A 16,963-nucleotide genomic window follows, 5' to 3' on the forward strand; every position below is an offset into this window, starting at 1 on the left:
GGGCGTTTTTTTTGCCTGGCCAACAGCTTAGGCACACCGGACAAAGCGCAATCAGCCGCGGGCCTTGTCCATCAGTTCGATGTAGTCGGCGCCGTTGCGCTGGTCACGGATCAGCTCGACGAAGGTCTTGCCCTGCTCGTCCCGGCCGTCCAGGTCGTAACCGGCGGCGACGAAAAAGCCCAGGAAGCGCTCGAAGTCATCGATACGCAGGCCGCGATAGGCCTTGATCAGCTTGTGCAGGGACGGCGAGGTGGCATCGGCCGGTTCGAAATCGAGGAACAACTTGACCTGCTCATCACCGATCTCGTCACCAATCACTTGTTTCTTATCTTTACGCATCGCCGACTCCAGCTCGCAGACATTTCACAGGGCGGGCAGTTTACCTCCAGCCCGCCTCCAGCCTCAACGCGGACGCACGCTGCCGGTATGCAGGTCGGCCCAGATGTGGCCGTTGGCATAGCTGAGGAACTGGCAATACACGGTGTCGTTGCGCAGCAGGTCCATCACCGCCCGGTACTGGGCCAGCGGGTAATAGAGGGTCAGGGTTCGGCTCTGGGCATCGTATTGCGGTTTTTTCAGGCTTTTGCTTTCGCCATCGAAGTTGACCAATACCTGGCTGATGGTGGCGCCCTTGTTCAGGGGCTTGCCCTTGAGCCGCACCCAGACCGGCGAAGTTACCGGAATCGGCTGCTGGTTGGACTGGCGCTGGCTGCCGATGACCACCGAATATTCGGTGACCTGCAGCAGTTGCTGTTGTTCAGGCACCGCATCGCGCAGGGTCAGGTCGTCCGGCGGCAGGAACTGCCCATGCAAGGGCGCCGGGGCGGCCGCCAGGGGCAGGCTCAAGCTCAGAAGAAGGACTGCGCTACCGCGAATCAACAGGCTCATGACAGGCTCCAGGCAAGGGCCGAGCACTCTAGCACGGCTTTCCCCGGATATTGCAGCCACCGGGCGGCCATCAATGCCGAAGGCGGCGCTCCCCGGGGAAAGCGCCGCCTTCAGTGATTCACCCCCTGGCAGGATCGCGGGCGTCAGTCGAACTGCGCGCGCATCCAGGCCAGGTACTCGGCTACGCCGGGCTCGCCTTCGCGGGGTGCCCAGGTCGCTTGTTCGTTCGCATTCAACGCACGATAAGGCCCGGCCTTGCATTCGAACATCAGGCTGTCGGGCTCCAGGGCCACCAGGCCATGGAACACCCCAGCCGGTATATCCACGCCAACGCAGTCGCCACCGGCCTGCAGCTCGCGCTTGTCCTGGAGCTGGCCGGCCTCGTCGAAGACCAACAGGCCCAGGCGGCCCTTGAGCACCAGCAAGGTCTCGGCTTTATCGGCACTCAGGTGGCGATGGGGCGGAACATAGGTCGAGGGCTGCAACCCCACCGCCAGGCGATGGCAGGGCTCTTCCATGGCGTGGAAGTTGTGGTGCTGGCGACCACGGGGGTTGGCCGCGGCCTTCTCTGCCAGGTCGCTGAACAACGCTTGATCGAGAAAGCTCGGCCCGGCCATGTCTTACAGGCCCTTCACGGCATAGATGCCGGCGGCGTTGCGCCAGTAGCCCTTGTAGTCCATGCCGTAGCCGAAGACATAACGGTCGACGCAGGGCAGGCCCATGTAGTTGGCCTTGAGATCGGGACGGGCCTTGCGGTCATGATCCTTGTCGATCAGTACCGCGGTATGCACGGCGCGGGCGCCGGCATGGTGGCAGAAATCGATGATGGCGGTCAGGGTATGCCCTTCGTCGAGGATGTCGTCGATGATCAGCACGTCGCGGTCGATGAAGGAGATTTCCGGCTTGGATTTCCAGAACAGCTCGCCACCGCTGGTTCCGTTGCGATACCGGGTCGCATGCAGATAGGAGGCTTCCAGGGGAAAACGCAGGTGCGTCAGCAACTTGCCAGCGAAGATCAGCCCGCCGTTCATGACACAGAACACCACCGGATTACGCTCAGCCAGTTCTTCAGTGATTTGTGCACCGATCCGGGCGATGGCCGCCTCGACTTCAGCTTCGGTGTACAGGCAGTCAGCCTCGCGCATGATTTGACGGATATGCTCGAGATCAGCGGACATGGCGCTCTCCAAGGGGGTGGCAGTTTCGGAAAAGCGGGCAAAGGTACGCATCCGGCCCCGCCAGATCAAGCGTTTCTGGACTAACGTACTTTATGTCTATAGGACATCAACCCCGGATAGATTAATCTAGGCCGTTTTTTTTGCCCGCCGCCGGAGCCTTTCCCTATGCCCATCCATGAGATCCGCCATCCGCTGATCCGTCATAAACTTGGCCTTATGCGCCGCGCAGACATTAGCACGAAGAACTTTCGCGAACTCGCTCAGGAAGTCGGCGCCCTGCTGACGTACGAAGCCACCAAGGACCTGCCCCTGGAAAGCTATGAGATTCCAGGCTGGTGCGGCCCCGTCCAGGTGGAAAAGATCGCCGGCAAGAAGATCACTGTGGTGCCGATCCTGCGCGCCGGCATCGGCATGCTCGAAGGCGTGCTGAGCCTGATCCCGGGCGCCAAGGTCAGCGCCGTAGGCGTGGCCCGCAACGAGGAAACCCTACAGGCCCACACCTACCTGGAAAAACTGGTACCGGAAATCGACGAGCGCCTGGCGATGATCATCGACCCGATGCTGGCGACCGGCAGCTCCATGGTCGCCACCATCGACCTGCTGAAGAAAGCCGGTTGCCGGGACATTCGCGCCATGGTCCTGGTGGCCGCTCCCGAAGGCATCGCCGTCGTCCAGCAGGCTCACCCGGACGTGACCATCTACACCGCGTCCATCGACCAGAAACTCAACGAGCATGGCTACATCATTCCTGGCCTGGGTGATGCCGGTGACAAGATCTTCGGCACCAAGCAGAAGGACTCCTGATCATGCAGGATGAGTTCAACGATCCGCTCTGGCGCCAGGTGTTGTCTGGCGCCCAGATGCTCTTCGTAGCCTTTGGCGCCTTGGTGTTGATGCCGCTGATCACCGGTCTTGACCCCAACGTGGCGCTGTTCACGGCGGGTCTTGGGACTCTGTTGTTCCAACTGGTCACCGGTCGCCAGGTACCGGTGTTCCTGGCTTCGAGCTTCGCCTTCATTACCCCGATCATCCTCGCCAAGGGCCAGTTCGGCCTGGCCGCGACCATGGGTGGGGTGATGGCGGCAGGCTTCGTCTATACCTTCCTCGGCCTGGCGGTGAAGATCAAAGGCACCGGTTTCATCGATCGCCTGCTGCCGCCAGTGGTCATCGGCCCGGTGATCATCTCCATCGGCCTGGCCATGGCTCCCATCGCCGCCAACATGGCCATGGGCAAGGCGGGCGATGGCAGCGAGCTGATCCATTACCAGACCGCCATGATGATCTCGATGCCGGCGCTGCTCACCACCCTGGTGGTGGCGGTGTTCGGCAAGGGGATCTTCCGCCTGGTACCGATCATTTCCGGGGTACTGGTGGGCTTTGCCCTGTCGTTCTACTTCGGCGTGGTGGATACCGCCAAGATCGCCGCCGCCCCGTGGCTGGCGTTGCCGCATTTCACGGCACCGGAGTTCAACTGGCAGGCGATCCTGTTCATCGTTCCGGTGGCCCTGGCCCCGGCCATCGAGCATATCGGCGGGGTGATCGCGGTAGGCAGCGTGACCGGTCGCGACTACCTGAAGAAGCCCGGCCTGCACCGCACCTTGTTCGGTGACGGCATCGCCACCACCGCTGCCGGCCTGTTCGGCGGCCCGCCCAATACCACCTACGCCGAAGTGACCGGCGCGGTGATGCTGACCAAGAACTACAACCCGAAGATCATGACCTGGGCCGCGGTATTCGCCATTTCCCTGGCCTTCATCGGCAAGTTCGGCGCATTGCTGCAAAGCATCCCGGTACCGGTGATGGGCGGGATCCTCTGCCTGCTGTTCGGTTCGATCGCCGCCGTGGGCATGAACACCCTGATCCGCCATAGGATCGACCTGGGCGAGGCACGCAACCTGGTGATCGTCTCGGTGACCCTGGTGTTCGGTATCGGTGGGATGCTGGTGGGTAGCGGTACCGGGCAGGACGACTTCGGCCTCAAGGGCATCGCCCTGTGCGCCATCGTCGCCATTGCCCTGAACCTGATACTGCCGGGCAACGACGGCTGGAAGAACAAGAAGTCCGACGACCCCCTGATCTGAAAACACTTTCGCCGACCGGTCCTGCAATCAACGAGGGCCGGGCCGGCGAAACCTTCTATAGCGCCAAGGGTGCTCGCAGGCACAAGGCGTTCAAGGCCTGGGCCCATTGCGGGTCGTCATTCAGGCACGGGACCAGCACCAGGTCCTCCCCCCCTGCGGCACGAAACTGCTCACGTCCACGATCACCGATCTCCTCCAGGGTCTCGATGCAATCGGCGACGAAGGCCGGGCACATCACCAACAACTTCTTCACGCCCTGCTTCGCCAGCTCATCCAACCGAGCCTCGGTATAAGGCTCGATCCACTTGGCCCGCCCCAGGCGCGACTGGAACGACACCGACCATTGCTCGTCGGCCAGGCCCATTTGCCCGGCGAAGGCCTTGGCCGTGCGGAAACACTGGCCGCGATAACACTTGGCGAGCACCTGCGGGGAGGCATCCTTGCAGCAGTCACCAGCGCCATCCAGGCTATGCCCCGGATTGAGCTTTTGCAGGTGCCGCTCGGGCAAGCCGTGGAAACTCAGCAGCAGGTGATCGAAGGGTTGCTCCAGGTGCGGCCTGACGCTGGCGACCAGGGCGTCGATGTACTCGGGTTCGTCGTAGAAAGGCTGCAATACATTGAGTTGCACATCCAGGCGGTGCTCGCGTATCACCCGCCGCGCCTCTTCGACCACCGTGGTCACGGTGCTGTCGGCGAACTGTGGATAAAGCGGCGCCAGGGTGATCTTGCGCTGCCCCTTGGCCGCCAATTTCAGCAGCGCCGATTCGATCGATGGCTCGCCGTAGCGCATCGCCAGTTCCACCGGCCCGCACTTCCATTGCTCGCTCATCACTCGCTGCAAGCGCTGGCTTATGACCACCAGCGGCGAACCGTCCTGCCACCAGATCGATTGGTAGGCATGGGCCGACTGGGCCGGACGCTTGATCAGGATCAGCGACACCAACAGGCGCCGCACCGGCCAGGGCAGGTCGATCACATAAGGGTCCATGAGAAACTGATTGAGGTAGCTGCGCACATCCGCCACGGAGGTGGAGGCCGGCGAACCGAGATTGACCAGAAGCAACGCGTGATCGGTCATGCAACGTCCTATTTCAATGGCGGCTGGACACATCGTCCAGGGCCGCGGGCAAATCGGTGAACTGGAAAGTGAAGCCCGCTTCCAGCAAGCGCGCGGGCACGGCACGTTGGCCTCCCAGCAGCAACAGCGACAACTCGCCCAGCGCCAGGCGCAGGACAAAGGCCGGTAGCGGCAGCAATGCGGGCCGGCGCAGGACTCGCCCCAGGGCGGTGGCGAACTCGCGGTTACGCACCGGCTGCGGCGCGCAGGCATTATAAGGACCTCGTGCCGCATCCTGATGCACAAGAAAATCAATCAGGGCGATTTGGTCATCGATGTGGATCCACGGCATCCACTGCCGCCCGTTGCCGATCGGCCCCCCCAGGCCCAGCTTGAACGGCAGCAGCAGGCGCGACAAAAAGCCGCCGTCGGCGGACAGCACCAGGCCGGTGCGCACCAGCACCACGCGCACACCCATGGCTTCTGCACGCTGGGCGGTTTCTTCCCAGGCGATGCACAGCTGGCTGGCAAAATCCTCGCTGACCGGCGGAGAGTCCTCGGCCAGCTCCCGTTCTCCACCGTCGCCATACCAACCCACCGCAGACCCGGAGACCAGCACCCGGGGCTTGTGCTCGCGGCTCTCGATCCAGGTCAGCAGGGTTTCGGTAAGGGTGATGCGGCTGGCCCACAGCAGCGCCTTGCGCTTATGGGTCCAGGGACGATCGGCTATGGGCGCGCCGGCCAGGTTGATCACCGCATCCAGCGGCGCCTGGTCCAGCTCTTGCAAAGATTTGACTGCCCGTACCTGGGGACCGCACAAGGCGGCAACTTTATCGGGCTGGCGGCTCCATACACTCAACTGGTGCCCCTGGGCCAGCCAATGGCGACATAACGCCCGCCCGATCAAACCAGTACCGCCGGTCAGCAAGATATGCATGACGTGTTCCTCGCGTGGCGTTTTACCCGAATCCCTAGTCTATTTTTATAAGCAGGGATCTTTTCAATCGGGCAGGCTGCGTTTTAACGATAGACAACCTGCACAACCGATGACGCCGAAAGCTATACCAAAGAACAACATTGTACAGGTTTTGGCAGCGGCGTAGTCTGTACCAAAAGGTAAACGAGGCCCCTATGACAGTACCCATTGCAATCATTGGTACCGGCATCGCCGGACTCTCCGCCGCCCAGGCGCTTCGAGACGCCGGGCACTGCGTCCAACTCTTCGACAAAAGCCATGGCAGCGGTGGCCGCATGGCGAGCAAGCGCAGCGACGCCGGTAGCCTGGACCTGGGAGCCCAGTACTTCACCGCCCGCGATCGCCGCTTCGTCACCGAGGTCCAGCGCTGGCAGGCCAAAGGCTGGGTCGCCGAATGGACACCGCAGCTCTACAACTCCCATGCCGGCCAGCTCAGCCCTTCCCCCGACGAGCAAACCCGCTGGGTTGGCACGCCGCGCATGAGCGCCATCACTCGCGCCCTGATCGGCGACCTCGAAGTGCACTTCGCCTGCCGTATCACCGAAGTCTTTCGCGGCGAGCGGCACTGGCACCTGCAGGATGCCGAAGGCTCCAACCATGGTCCGTTCAGCCATGTGATCATCGCCACCCCGGCGCCACAGGCCACCGCCCTGCTGGCCGCCGCGCCGAAGCTGGCGGCAGTCGCCGCCGGAGTGAAGATGGATCCGACCTGGGCCGTCGCCCTGGCCTTCGAAACACCCCTGGAAACCCCGATGCAGGGCTGTTTCGTCCAGGACAGCCCACTGGACTGGCTGGCCCGCAATCGCAGCAAGCCCGGGCGTGATAGCCACCTCGACACCTGGGTCCTGCACGCTTCCAGCACCTGGAGTCGACAACACATCGACCTGCCCAAGGAGGCCGTGATCGAGCAGCTGCATGGCGCGTTCGCCGAGTTGCTGCACAGCGTCATGCCCGCCCCCGCTTTCAGCCTGGCGCACCGCTGGCTCTATGCCCGGCCTGCTACCAGTCACGAGTGGGGTGCCCTGGCCGACGCCGACCTGGGCCTGTACGCCTGCGGCGACTGGTGCCTGTCCGGGCGTGTCGAAGGCGCCTGGCTAAGTGGCCAGGAAGCTGCTCGCAGGCTGCACGCGAACCTGCAGTGAACCGGCTCGACCCGCGTAAATTGCTGCTGTCGAAATGGACAGCAGCCCACCCGCAACATCGCGAGAAGCATTTTCTCGTCACCGAACTGTTCTGCAACGAAGAAGGCCGTGTGCTGGAAGTCCAGCTGCAGGCAGTCCTCAACTGCCGCAACCAGCGCCTGGATTGGCAAGCCCTGAAGGACGACCGCCAATGGCGGATGGGCTGGCATTGAACGCAGCGAGTAGCCGCCAATACTTGTACAAATAATTTGACTCGTACAACTTTAAACCTATGATGGAAAAAGTTGTACACGTCTCGTTTCATGTACAGGTATCCGGAGGCCGAACCATGACCGCCAAGCCGAAAATCGCCATCAGCGCCTGCCTGGCCGGCGCCGAAGTCCGCTACAACGGCGGGCACAAGGAATCCCGCCTGTGCAGCCGGGTACTCGCCGAGCACTTCGAGCTGGTGCCGCTTTGCCCGGAGGTCGCCATCGGCCTGGGCATCCCTCGCGAACCGATCCGACTGGTGCAGGGCAACGACCAGCCACGGGCCATCGGGACCCTGGACCAAGCCCTGGATGTCACCCGCCCCCTACAGGACTACGCCGAACGGATGGCCGCCGAAATGACCGACCTGTGCGGCTACATCTTCATGCAGGACTCACCCTCCTGCGGACTGGAACGGGTCAAGGTCTACCAGGGCAGCGGGCCTCATCATCGGCGCGATGGCCGTGGTGTATATGCGCGGGTTTTCTGCGAGCGACGCCCTGACCTGCCAATGGAAGAAGCCGGACGCCTCAACGATCCGGTGCTGCGGGAAAACTTCCTGGCCCGGGTCTATGTCTACCGCGACTGGCGGGCCCTGCTCGAGCAAGGCCTGACCCGCCGCGCCCTCACCGAATTCCATGCCCGCTGCAAATACCTGCTGATGGCCCATCACCCGGTGCAGTACAAGGTCCTCGGCCACCTGCTGGGCAGCATGGGCAGGCAGGATGCGGCACAGGTCGGCCCACGCTATTTCAGCCAATTGATGAACGCCTTGAGGCAATGCGCTACCCGAGGTACCCACAGCAATGTGCTACAGCACCTGAGCGGTTATTTCCGGCAGGCCATCAGCGCCGAAGACAAGCAGGAAATGCAGCATCTCATCGGCCAGTATCGTCAGGGCATCGTGCCCCTGGTGGTACCCCTGACCTTGCTCAAGCATCACTTGCGCCGATACCCCGATCCCTATATCGAGCGGCAGTTGTACCTGCAGCCGCACCCGGAAAACCTCAGCCTGCGCAACGCGATCTGACCCATGGAGCCCAATCTCTTGCCCGCCACGCCCCCCCAAGACAGCCCGGACCAGGAGTGGTTGCCGATCCGCGAGATCGCCCGGCTGACAGGCGTCAATGCAGTCACCTTGCGCGCCTGGGAGCGGCGCTACGGACTGATCGTGCCCCACCGCACGCCCAAGGGGCACCGCCTGTACACCCGGGAACAGGTGCAACAGGTGCTGACCATCCTGACCTGGCTCAACCGTGGCGTCGCGGTCAGCCAGGTCAGGCACCTGCTCGAAAGCGCCCCGGCGTTCAGCGTCCCGGCGCAAAACGATTGGCAACGGCTGCGCCAGGTACTCAGGCAAGCCATCAGCCAACTGGCCGAGCGCAAGGTCGACGATGCCTTCAACCAAGCCATGGCCCTGTATCCACCACGCACCTTGTGCGAGCAGCTGTTGATGCCGCTGCTGGCGGAGCTGGAACAGCATTGGCAAGGACAAGTCGGCAGCCAGTCCGAGCAGGTGTTCTTCTATTCATGGCTGCGCAGCAAGCTCGGCGCCCGGATCTACCACAACAACCGCCAGGTGCAAGGCGCGCCGCTGTTGCTGGTCAATCAGTCGGACCTGCCCCTGGAACCCCATCTGTGGCTCACCGCCTGGCTGGCCAGCAGCGCCGACTGCCCGGTAGAGGTCTTCGACTGGCCCCTGCCCGGGGGCGAACTGGCCCTGGCCACCGAGCGCCTGCAAGCCCGGGGCCTGCTGCTGTACTCCAGCAAGGCGCTCAACCCCGCCCAACTGCCACGGCTGCTGGGCGGCATCGCCTGCAAAAAATTCATCGCCGGACCCACGGTGTGCATCCGTCCCGCCGAGTGGTCCGTATGTATCACTGAAATCGCCGATCTGTACCTGGCCCAAGACCCGATTGCGGCCTACCAGGCACTGCTCGAGCGAGGACTTTTCTGATCCGGAAACCGACATGCAATTGATCTGGCTGCGCAGCGATCTGCGCCTACACGACAACACCGCCCTGAGCGCCGCCGCCGAGCGGGGCCCGACCGTGGCGGTGTACCTGCTGAGCCCGGAGCAGTGGCAGGCCCATGATGATGCGCCCTGCAAGGTCGATTTCTGGCTGCGCAACCTGCAATCGCTGAGTACCGCCCTGGGCCAGCTGAACATCCCGCTCTTGATTCGCAGCGCCGCCACCTGGGACCAGGCACCCCGGGTCCTGCTGGACCTGTGCCGGCAACTGCAGATACGCATGCTGCACTTCAACCAGGAATACGGCATCCACGAAAGCCGTCGCGATGCAGCGGTGACAAGGGTTCTGGAGAAGGCCGGTATCAGCGTCCAAGGCCACTTCGATCAACTGCTGTTCAAGCCCGGTAGCGTGCTGACCAAGAGCGGCGGCTACTTCCAGGTCTTCAGTCAGTTCCGCAAGGTCTGCTACAGCCGCCTGCACACCGCGCTGCCCGTGCTGGTGAGCGCGCCAAGGGCGCAGATGCCGCTGTCGATCAGTGCCGATCCGCTGCCAGGCCAGATCGAGGGCTTCCCCACCCCGAAGCCCGCCTTGCGCGAACTTTGGCCAGCCGGCGAAGACGAAGCACAAGCGCGCCTGGAGCGATTCGCCGATGAGCAGATCCACTACTACCAGGGCGAACGCGACTTTCCGGCCAAGCCCGGCACCAGCCAGCTGTCGCCCTACCTCGCCGCCGGCGTGATCTCGCCCCGCCAATGCCTGCACGCCGCCTTGCGCAGCAACCAGGGCGAGTTCGAAAGCGGCAACCCCGGGGCCGTCACCTGGATCAACGAGTTGCTGTGGCGCGATTTCTACAAGCACATCCTGGCGGGCTACCCACGGGTATCCCGGCACCGCGCCTTCCGACCGGAAACCGAAGCCGTGAAATGGCGCGACGCTCCCGAGGAACTGGCGGCCTGGCAAGAAGCCCGTACCGGCCTGCCGATCATCGATGCCGCCATGCGCCAGTTGCTGGAGACCGGCTGGATGCACAACCGCCTGCGCATGGTGGTGGCGATGTTCCTGACCAAGAACCTGTTGATCGATTGGCGCGAAGGCGAGCGGTTCTTCATGCGTCACCTGATCGACGGCGACCTGGCGGCCAACAACGGCGGCTGGCAGTGGAGCGCCTCCACCGGCACCGATGCGGCGCCCTACTTCCGCATCTTCAACCCGGTGAGCCAATCGCAGAAATTCGACAGCGAGGGGCGCTTCATCAAGCACTGGCTGCCACAACTGGCCGGGCTGAACAAAAAAGATATCCACAACCCGGCGGCCCTGGGCGGGCTGTTCGGCGTCGCCGACTACCCGGCGCCGATGGTGGATCTGCCACGATCCCGGGAACGGGCCCTGGCGGCGTTCAAGGCACTGCCCTCGCGGCTGGATGCGGGAGCCGGCGATGAGTGACTTCCTCGACCACTTCGCCCGGGAATTCGCCACCCTGGACGCCCACAACCTCGATCGCCTGGGCCAGCTCTACAGCGATGACATCCAGTTCACCGACCCTCTGCACGAGGTTCATGGACTGGCCCCTTTGCGCGACTACTTCGCCCAGCTGTACGCCAACGTCCGCGAACTGCGCTTCGACTTCCACGGCAGCGACCAGTGCGCCGAAGGGCAGGGCTACCTACGCTGGACCATGAGCTATCGCCACCCGCGCCTCAACGGCGGCGGCCTGATCCAGGTGGCCGGCTGTTCACACCTGCAATGGCGCGACGCTTTGGTCTATCGCCACCGCGACTATTTCGACGCGGGTGCCCTGCTCTACGAACACCTGCCACTGATCGGGGCAGTGATCGCCTGGTTGAAAAGGAGGCTCGGATGAATCCGGCCATGCCCAGGCGGATCTGGCTCACCGGCGCCAGCAGCGGCATCGGCGCGGCACTGGCCGAAGAGCTGCTCGGGGCTGGTGCCCAGGTGGCGCTCAGTGCCCGCTCGCGCGAGCCGCTGGAGGCCCTGGCCCAGCGCTACCCGGGCCGGGTGCTGGTGGTGCCGGGCGACCTTGGCGACGCCTTGCAGGTACGCGAGATCGGCAAGCGCATCGCCCAGGCCTGGGGCGCTCTGGACAGCGTGATCCTCAATGCCGGGACCTGCGAGTACATCGAGGTGCAGCAATTCGACTCAGCGCTGATCGAACGGGTGCTGAGTACCAACCTGCTGGCCGCAGGCTACTGCATCGAAGCCGCATTGCCGTTGTTGCGCGCCGGCAATCGCCCGCACCTAGTGGGTGTGGCCAGCTCCGTGACCTACCTGGCACTGCCCCGGGCCGGTGCCTACGGCGCCTCCAAGGCAGCGCTGCGCTACCTGCTGCAATCGCTGCGCATCGACCTGGCTGCCGAAGGCATCGATGTGACCCTGGTCAGCCCGGGCTTTGTCGACACGCCGCTGACCGCACGCAACGACTTCGCCATGCCCATGCGCTGGAGCGCCCGGAAGGCCGCTCGGCATATCCATCAGCGCCTGCCCCGCCGGGATCTGGAAATCGCGTTCCCCGCACCGTTCATCTTCGGCCTCAAGCTGCTTTCCTGGCTGCCCGGCCGCCTGCAACTGGCCCTCGCCAAACGCCTGGCCCGTACGGGGAATGCCCCATGAAAATCGCCATCATCGGCAGCGGCATCGCCGGCCTGACCTGCGCCTACCTCCTGAACCGGCGCCATGACATCCAGGTCTACGAAGCCGGCAGCTGGATCGGCGGGCACACCCATACCGTGCAGGTATGCCTCAATGGCGAAACCCAGGCCGTGGACACCGGCTTCATCGTCTTCAACGACTGGACCTACCCCCATTTCATCCGCCTGCTGGGACAGATCGGCGTCAAGTTCAAAGCCACCGAAATGAGCTTCTCGGTATGCGATCCGGCCACGGGCCTGGAGTACAACGGCAACAACCTCAACAGCCTCTTCGCCCAGCGACGCAATCTGCTGTCGCCGGGGTTCTGGGGCATGCTGCGAGACATCCTGCGCTTCAACCAACACGCGCAGCTCGACCTGCAAAACCAGCGGATCACAGCCTCGACCACCCTCGGGGACTACCTGAAGAGCCAGGGCTACGGCGAGCGCTTCATCCAGCACTACATCGTGCCCATGGGCTCGGCGATCTGGTCGATGTCACGGGGGCAGATGCTCGGTTTCCCCCTGCAGTTCTTTGTCCGCTTCTTCAAGAACCACGGCTTGCTGTCGGTGAGCAATCGCCCCCAGTGGTACGTGATCGAAGGCGGCTCAAGCCGCTACATCGAACCACTGACGGCCTCGTTTCGCGAACGCATCCGCCTGGACTGTCCGGTGCAGCGGGTCGAGCGCGACGAACTCGGCGTGCTCATCCACAGCGCCGCCGGCAGCGAGCGCTTCGACAAGGTGGTGTTCGCCTGCCACAGCGACCAGGCCCTGCGGCTGCTGGCCAGCCCTAGCCATGCCGAACAGGAGATCCTCCAGGCGCTGCCCTACGCCGACAACGATGTGGTGCTGCACACCGATACCCGACTGCTACCGCGCCGTCGCCTGGCCTGGGCCAGCTGGAACTACCGCCTCGATGCCAGCGCCGGGAAAGCCGCTGCCGTGACCTACGACATGAACATTCTCCAGGGCCTGCAGAGCAGCACCACCTTCTGCGTCAGCCTCAACCAGAGTGCGGCCATCGATCCGTCGAAGGTCCTCGCCCGCTACACCTACGCCCATCCGCAATACAGCCTGGAGGCGGTGGCCGCACAAGCGCGCTGGAGCGAACTGCAAGGCGCCCGGCACAGCTTCTACTGCGGCGCCTACTGGGCCAACGGTTTCCATGAGGATGGCGTGGTCAGCGCCCTGCGAGTGGTCCAGTCCTTCGGGGAGCAACTGTGAACAGCGCCCTGTACAGCGGCTGGATCAGCCACCGGCGCTTCGCCCCCAGGGGCCACGCCTTCCGCTACCGGATCGGCCTGTTGTACCTGGACCTAGAGGAACAGGACGCGGTACTGGGCCTCTCGCCCCTGGCTGGCCGGAGCCGTTTCGCGCCCTTCGCCTTTCGTCAAGGCGACTACTTGCCGGCCTTCACCGGCCAGGGCATGGACCTGATCGACGCCGTACGCCAGCAGGTGGCCGAGGCCATCGGCCATGCACCGGCTGGCGCGGTGCGACTGCTGACCCAGGTGCGCAGCTGGGGCCTGGCCTTCAACCCGGTGAGCTTCTTCTACTGCTACGAGGCCGATGGGCAACTGGCGGCGATTCTCTGCGAGGTCACCAACACCCCCTGGCGCGAGCGCTATCACTATGTGCTGCCGGCCAGCCCGCACAACGCACAGTCCCCGGAACACCAGCATTTCGCCGTGGCCAAGGCCTTTCACGTGTCGCCGTTCCTGCCCCGGGATCTGGAGTACCGCATGAGCTTCAGCCCTCCGGCCGAGCGCCTGGGCGTGCACATGGCCGACTGGCAGGGTGAGCTCAAGTTGTTCGACGCCACGCTCAACCTGCAACGCCAGGTCCTGGATCGCCGCAGCCTGCACCAGTATCTGCGGCGCTTTCCGTGGATGACCGCCAAGACTTGCCTGGCGATCTACTGGCAGGCCTTGCTCCTGGCTGCCAAGGGCCTGCGTTTTTTTCCCCATCAGGCCGCCGTTGGCGCCTTTCGCACAGCCGCCGTACCACCCAAGGATCGCCGCCATGAAATCCTCTAGCGTCTCGGCCAAAACCAATCTGATCAGCACTCACGGCCTCACTGCCAACCTGTTGCGCCGTGGCGTGCTGCGGCAACTGGCGCAACTCCGGCACGGCCAACTGGTGATCCACGAAAACGGCGAGCGACGGGTGTTCGGCAGCAGCGGCGGCGCCCTGCTGGGGGAAATCCACGTCCATGACAGCAGCGTCTGGGGCTTGGTGGCCAGCAGCGGCTCCATCGGCGCCGGCGAAGCCTTTATCCATGGCTACTGGAGCACCCCGGACCTGACAGCGGTCATCCGCGTGTTCGTCAGCAACCTGGAAGTGCTGGACGCCATGGAAGGCGGCCTGGCCAGGCTCGGCCGGCCGCTGGTTCGCGGCCTGCACTGGCTCAACCGCAACACCCGCAAGGGCGCACAGAAAAACATCGCCGCCCACTACGACCTGGGCAATGAACTGTTCGAGCAGTTCCTGGACCCCACCATGATGTATTCCGCCGCGCAGTTTCGCAGCGCCGAGGACAGCCTGGAGCAGGCCCAGTTGAACAAGCTGCAGCGCATCTGCCAGAAGCTCGCGCTCACCTCCGAGGACCACCTGCTGGAAATCGGCACCGGCTGGGGCAGCATGGCCCTGTATGCCGCGCAGCACTATGGCTGCCGGGTCACCACCACGACCCTGTCCAGGGAACAGTTCGCCTACACCCGGCAGCGGATCGACGCCGCGGGCTTGCAGGACCGGGTGACCCTGCTGCTGGAGGATTACCGCGACCTGCGCGGCCAGTACGACAAGCTGGTGTCGATCGAGATGATCGAAGCCGTGGGCCACCGCTTCCTGCCCACTTACTTCAAGCAGTGCGCACGCTTGCTCAAGAGCAACGGCCTGATGCTGCTGCAGGCCATCACCATTCGCGACCAACGCTACGAGCAGGCGAAGAACGGCGTGGACTTCATCCAGCGCTACATCTTCCCCGGCGGGGCCCTGCCCTGTGTGCAGAAAATGCTCGAGGTGGTCAGTCGCGACACCGACATGAACCTGCTGCACATGGAAGACTTCGGTCTGCACTACGCCCGGACCTTGCGCCTGTGGCACGAGAACTTCCGCCGCGCCCACGGCCGCCTGGGCGAACTGGGCTACGACCCCTATTTCCTGCGGCTCTGGGAGTTCTACCTGTGCTACTGCGAAGGCGGCTTCCTGGAACGCACCATCGGCACCGCACAACTGCTGCTGGCCAAACCCGCCGCGGCGCCACAACCCCTGCTGGGGCGCCTCGATGCCTAGGCAACTGCTCAATGCCCTGCTGTTCCAGCTGGGCTGGTTCATCTGCGTGCTCAGTGGCGACAGCCTGTGGCTATTGCTTGGAGTGGTGATCGTACTGGCGCACTTTCGCTGGGTCGGCCGCTGGAACGACGAAGGTCCGATGATGCTCGGCATTGCGCTGATCGGCATCACCCTGGACAGCTTCCTGAATTGGCTCGGGGTGTTTCAGTTCCAGCAAGTCAGTCTATTGATTCCCTTCTGGCTGATGCTGCTCTGGGTCCTTCTGGCCAGCACCTTGCGCCACGGCCTGGCCTGGAGTGCACGCCCCTGGTGGCGGGCCTGCCTGCTTGGAGCGCTGGCAGGTCCACTGGCCTACTACGCCGGGGGCCGACTGGCCGGCGTGAGCTTTCCCTACGGAACAGGGCCAACCCTGGTCGGGCTGGGGGTGCTCTGGGCCCTGCTGTTGCCACTGCTGCACGTGTTGGCGCAGGCGGCCCTGGAGGCTCCGCCACTGGCCGCTGAAGGCTGAGCGTCTGTCTGGGCTTTCACACAGCCCAGCCCCATGGCCTTACACTACACGCCTATGACCACCATCCCCGTTACCCCCATCGCCGAACCCGCCATCAGTTGCTCGACCTGCGCCGCCTGCTGCTGCCAGCTGGAAGTGATGCTGATCACCGATACCGGGGTGCCCGAACGCTTTATCGATATCGACGACTGGGGTGGGGAGGTGATGCGGCGCCTGGATGATGGCTGGTGCGCGGCGCTGGATCGCGACAGCATGCGTTGCACTATCTATGAGCTGCGCCCCTTGATCTGCCGCGAATTCGAATTGGGAGAGGCGGATTGCCTGAACGAACGCCGGGGCATCGCCACGGCGTATCGCTGGGACGGATCAGAGCGGCATCGTGTAGTGCAGGGCGTAGCTTTCGATACCGTCGTTGGGGGAGCGCAAGCCGGCGTTGGAGTAATGCGTGGCGCGAATGCCGACTTCATGCCCACCGTTGAAGCGCAGGCCGAAACCGATGCGGTCCTCGAACTGGAAGGATGAACCCAGCTTGTTGTCTTCCACCTGGGTATGGGCAAAAGCCGCGACGCCGATCCCGGCCTCGACGTAAGGCTTGACGCTGTTTCCAGCGAACTCGTAGACCAGTACCGGGGAGAATGACAGGCTGTGGTTGCTCGACTTCTTGTCACCGTCCCAGTAGGTATAGGCGCCGCTCCAATAACCGGTCAGGCGACCGACATCGCTTTGCAGCCAGCTCTTGTCCCAGTCGAATTGCATGCCCAATCGGTAGGTTTGCGTGGAATCTCCGGTTTGGCCCACGGAGAACTCGACACCGGCCGCTTGCGCGGAAAGACTTTGCCCCAACAACGCGGCCGCAAGCGCGGCCAGACCCAACAGTCGCTTCATCAGGAACATCCTTTTATTGAACTATTTTGAACGTTTTTGTACCGCCTGGTAGATAGGCTATAGAAGTCCGCGCCTAACCAGAAG

20 protein-coding genes and 1 pseudogene are annotated in these 16,963 nt (G+C 63.7%); 14 read left to right on the plus strand and 7 right to left on the minus strand.

Annotated elements, in window-relative coordinates:
* Positions 1–51: 51 nt before the first annotated feature.
* From C4K40_RS26180 to C4K40_RS26195, 4 genes are all read right to left on the minus strand, one after another.
* A complete protein-coding gene (locus C4K40_RS26180) occupies positions 52–339 on the minus strand; it encodes a PA4642 family protein (RefSeq protein ID WP_022640869.1) in 288 nt (95 codons plus the stop codon).
* 63 nt (positions 340–402) lie between these two features.
* A complete protein-coding gene (locus tag C4K40_RS26185) occupies positions 403–888 on the minus strand; it encodes a hypothetical protein (RefSeq protein WP_053132015.1) in 486 nt (161 codons plus the stop codon).
* A 143-nt stretch (positions 889–1,031) separates the two neighbouring features.
* Positions 1,032–1,505: a WbuC family cupin fold metalloprotein gene (locus tag C4K40_RS26190; RefSeq protein ID WP_053132018.1), complete on the minus strand. Its 474-nt coding sequence runs from the start codon at positions 1,503–1,505 to the stop codon at positions 1,032–1,034.
* A gap of 3 nt (positions 1,506–1,508) precedes the next feature.
* A complete protein-coding gene (locus tag C4K40_RS26195) occupies positions 1,509–2,066 on the minus strand; it encodes a hypoxanthine-guanine phosphoribosyltransferase (RefSeq protein WP_031320504.1) in 558 nt (185 codons plus the stop codon).
* Positions 2,067–2,231: 165 nt separating this feature from the next.
* Between C4K40_RS26195 and upp the strand changes: the two genes are divergently transcribed.
* Positions 2,232–2,870, plus strand: a complete 639-nt coding sequence (gene upp, locus C4K40_RS26200) for a uracil phosphoribosyltransferase (protein ID WP_022640873.1) — start codon at positions 2,232–2,234, stop codon at positions 2,868–2,870.
* 2 nt (positions 2,871–2,872) lie between these two features.
* Positions 2,873–4,147: a uracil-xanthine permease family protein gene (locus C4K40_RS26205; RefSeq protein ID WP_022640874.1), complete on the plus strand. Its 1,275-nt coding sequence runs from the start codon at positions 2,873–2,875 to the stop codon at positions 4,145–4,147.
* A 55-nt stretch (positions 4,148–4,202) separates the two neighbouring features.
* Here C4K40_RS26205 and hemH read toward each other — a convergent pair whose 3' ends face one another.
* Both hemH and C4K40_RS26215 read right to left on the minus strand, forming a co-directional pair.
* The gene (gene hemH / locus C4K40_RS26210) at positions 4,203–5,225 is read right to left on the minus strand and encodes a ferrochelatase (RefSeq protein WP_053132021.1); all 1,023 of its coding nucleotides are present in this window, start codon (positions 5,223–5,225) and stop codon (positions 4,203–4,205) included.
* A gap of 13 nt (positions 5,226–5,238) precedes the next feature.
* Positions 5,239–6,141 (minus strand): TIGR01777 family oxidoreductase, encoded by a 903-nt coding sequence (locus C4K40_RS26215; protein WP_053132024.1) that lies wholly within the window; start codon positions 6,139–6,141, stop codon positions 5,239–5,241.
* A 194-nt stretch (positions 6,142–6,335) separates the two neighbouring features.
* Here C4K40_RS26215 and C4K40_RS26220 point away from each other — a divergent pair, with 194 nt between their 5' ends.
* The 12 genes and pseudogenes from C4K40_RS26220 to C4K40_RS26275 all read left to right on the plus strand — a co-directional run.
* On the plus strand, positions 6,336–7,322 hold the full coding sequence (locus C4K40_RS26220; RefSeq protein WP_022640877.1) for an NAD(P)/FAD-dependent oxidoreductase: 987 nt from the start codon (positions 6,336–6,338) through the stop codon (positions 7,320–7,322).
* Entirely contained in the window at positions 7,319–7,534 is a 216-nt protein-coding gene (locus C4K40_RS26225) for a TIGR02450 family Trp-rich protein (protein WP_022640878.1), read from the plus strand. Before C4K40_RS26220 ends, C4K40_RS26225 begins: the two co-directional genes overlap by 4 nt.
* A 116-nt stretch (positions 7,535–7,650) precedes the next feature.
* Entirely contained in the window at positions 7,651–8,601 is a 951-nt protein-coding gene (locus C4K40_RS26230; RefSeq protein WP_022640879.1) for a DUF523 and DUF1722 domain-containing protein, read from the plus strand.
* A gap of 3 nt (positions 8,602–8,604) precedes the next feature.
* A complete protein-coding gene (locus tag C4K40_RS26235; protein ID WP_053132027.1) occupies positions 8,605–9,528 on the plus strand; it encodes a MerR family transcriptional regulator in 924 nt (307 codons plus the stop codon).
* A gap of 13 nt (positions 9,529–9,541) precedes the next feature.
* On the plus strand, positions 9,542–10,987 hold the full coding sequence (gene phrB / locus C4K40_RS26240; protein ID WP_053132030.1) for a deoxyribodipyrimidine photo-lyase: 1,446 nt from the start codon (positions 9,542–9,544) through the stop codon (positions 10,985–10,987).
* Positions 10,980–11,405: a nuclear transport factor 2 family protein gene (locus tag C4K40_RS26245; protein WP_022640882.1), complete on the plus strand. Its 426-nt coding sequence runs from the start codon at positions 10,980–10,982 to the stop codon at positions 11,403–11,405. The genes phrB and C4K40_RS26245 overlap by 8 nt, the downstream gene beginning before the upstream one ends.
* Positions 11,402–12,172, plus strand: a complete 771-nt coding sequence (locus tag C4K40_RS26250) for an SDR family oxidoreductase (protein ID WP_053132034.1) — start codon at positions 11,402–11,404, stop codon at positions 12,170–12,172. The genes C4K40_RS26245 and C4K40_RS26250 overlap by 4 nt, the downstream gene beginning before the upstream one ends.
* Complete coding sequence (locus C4K40_RS26255; RefSeq protein WP_053132036.1) at positions 12,169–13,416, plus strand: NAD(P)/FAD-dependent oxidoreductase; 1,248 nt, start codon at positions 12,169–12,171, stop codon at positions 13,414–13,416. The genes C4K40_RS26250 and C4K40_RS26255 overlap by 4 nt, the downstream gene beginning before the upstream one ends.
* On the plus strand, positions 13,413–14,228 hold the full coding sequence (locus C4K40_RS26260) for a DUF1365 domain-containing protein (protein WP_053132038.1): 816 nt from the start codon (positions 13,413–13,415) through the stop codon (positions 14,226–14,228). Before C4K40_RS26255 ends, C4K40_RS26260 begins: the two co-directional genes overlap by 4 nt.
* Complete coding sequence (locus tag C4K40_RS26265) at positions 14,215–15,486, plus strand: cyclopropane-fatty-acyl-phospholipid synthase family protein (RefSeq protein ID WP_053132040.1); 1,272 nt, start codon at positions 14,215–14,217, stop codon at positions 15,484–15,486. The genes C4K40_RS26260 and C4K40_RS26265 overlap by 14 nt, the downstream gene beginning before the upstream one ends.
* A complete protein-coding gene (locus C4K40_RS26270) occupies positions 15,479–15,994 on the plus strand; it encodes a DUF2878 domain-containing protein (RefSeq protein WP_022640887.1) in 516 nt (171 codons plus the stop codon). The genes C4K40_RS26265 and C4K40_RS26270 overlap by 8 nt, the downstream gene beginning before the upstream one ends.
* 54 nt (positions 15,995–16,048) lie before the next feature.
* Positions 16,049–16,351, plus strand: a pseudogene (locus C4K40_RS26275) (YkgJ family cysteine cluster protein); the annotation flags it as partial.
* Between the two features lie 9 nt (positions 16,352–16,360).
* On the opposite strand, the gene C4K40_RS26280 reads toward C4K40_RS26275, so the two are convergent.
* Positions 16,361–16,879 (minus strand): acyloxyacyl hydrolase, encoded by a 519-nt coding sequence (locus C4K40_RS26280; protein WP_022640889.1) that lies wholly within the window; start codon positions 16,877–16,879, stop codon positions 16,361–16,363.
* Between the last annotated feature and the right edge of the window lie 84 nt (positions 16,880–16,963).

The sequence above is a fragment of the Pseudomonas sp. CMR5c genome (assembly GCF_003850545.1).
Lineage (GTDB): Bacteria > Pseudomonadota > Gammaproteobacteria > Pseudomonadales > Pseudomonadaceae > Aquipseudomonas > Aquipseudomonas piscis.

Bases quoted from the DNA above. Each gene is read 5' to 3' on its own strand.
- C4K40_RS26180 (WP_022640869.1), bottom strand. From the start codon at position 339: ATGCGTAAAGATAAGAAACAAGTGATTGGTGACGAGATCGGTGATGAG.
- C4K40_RS26185 (WP_053132015.1), bottom strand. From the start codon at position 888: ATGAGCCTGTTGATTCGCGGTAGCGCAGTCCTTCTTCTGAGCTTGAGC.
- C4K40_RS26190 (WP_053132018.1), bottom strand. From the start codon at position 1,505: ATGGCCGGGCCGAGCTTTCTCGATCAAGCGTTGTTCAGCGACCTGGCA.
- C4K40_RS26195 (WP_031320504.1), bottom strand. From the start codon at position 2,066: ATGTCCGCTGATCTCGAGCATATCCGTCAAATCATGCGCGAGGCTGAC.
- upp (WP_022640873.1), top strand. From the start codon at position 2,232: ATGCCCATCCATGAGATCCGCCATCCGCTGATCCGTCATAAACTTGGC.
- C4K40_RS26205 (WP_022640874.1), top strand. From the start codon at position 2,873: ATGCAGGATGAGTTCAACGATCCGCTCTGGCGCCAGGTGTTGTCTGGC.
- hemH (WP_053132021.1), bottom strand. From the start codon at position 5,225: ATGACCGATCACGCGTTGCTTCTGGTCAATCTCGGTTCGCCGGCCTCC.
- C4K40_RS26215 (WP_053132024.1), bottom strand. From the start codon at position 6,141: ATGCATATCTTGCTGACCGGCGGTACTGGTTTGATCGGGCGGGCGTTA.
- C4K40_RS26220 (WP_022640877.1), top strand. From the start codon at position 6,336: ATGACAGTACCCATTGCAATCATTGGTACCGGCATCGCCGGACTCTCC.
- C4K40_RS26230 (WP_022640879.1), top strand. From the start codon at position 7,651: ATGACCGCCAAGCCGAAAATCGCCATCAGCGCCTGCCTGGCCGGCGCC.
- C4K40_RS26235 (WP_053132027.1), top strand. From the start codon at position 8,605: ATGGAGCCCAATCTCTTGCCCGCCACGCCCCCCCAAGACAGCCCGGAC.
- phrB (WP_053132030.1), top strand. From the start codon at position 9,542: ATGCAATTGATCTGGCTGCGCAGCGATCTGCGCCTACACGACAACACC.
- C4K40_RS26245 (WP_022640882.1), top strand. From the start codon at position 10,980: ATGAGTGACTTCCTCGACCACTTCGCCCGGGAATTCGCCACCCTGGAC.
- C4K40_RS26250 (WP_053132034.1), top strand. From the start codon at position 11,402: ATGAATCCGGCCATGCCCAGGCGGATCTGGCTCACCGGCGCCAGCAGC.
- C4K40_RS26255 (WP_053132036.1), top strand. From the start codon at position 12,169: ATGAAAATCGCCATCATCGGCAGCGGCATCGCCGGCCTGACCTGCGCC.
- C4K40_RS26265 (WP_053132040.1), top strand. From the start codon at position 14,215: ATGAAATCCTCTAGCGTCTCGGCCAAAACCAATCTGATCAGCACTCAC.
- C4K40_RS26270 (WP_022640887.1), top strand. From the start codon at position 15,479: ATGCCTAGGCAACTGCTCAATGCCCTGCTGTTCCAGCTGGGCTGGTTC.
- C4K40_RS26280 (WP_022640889.1), bottom strand. From the start codon at position 16,879: ATGAAGCGACTGTTGGGTCTGGCCGCGCTTGCGGCCGCGTTGTTGGGG.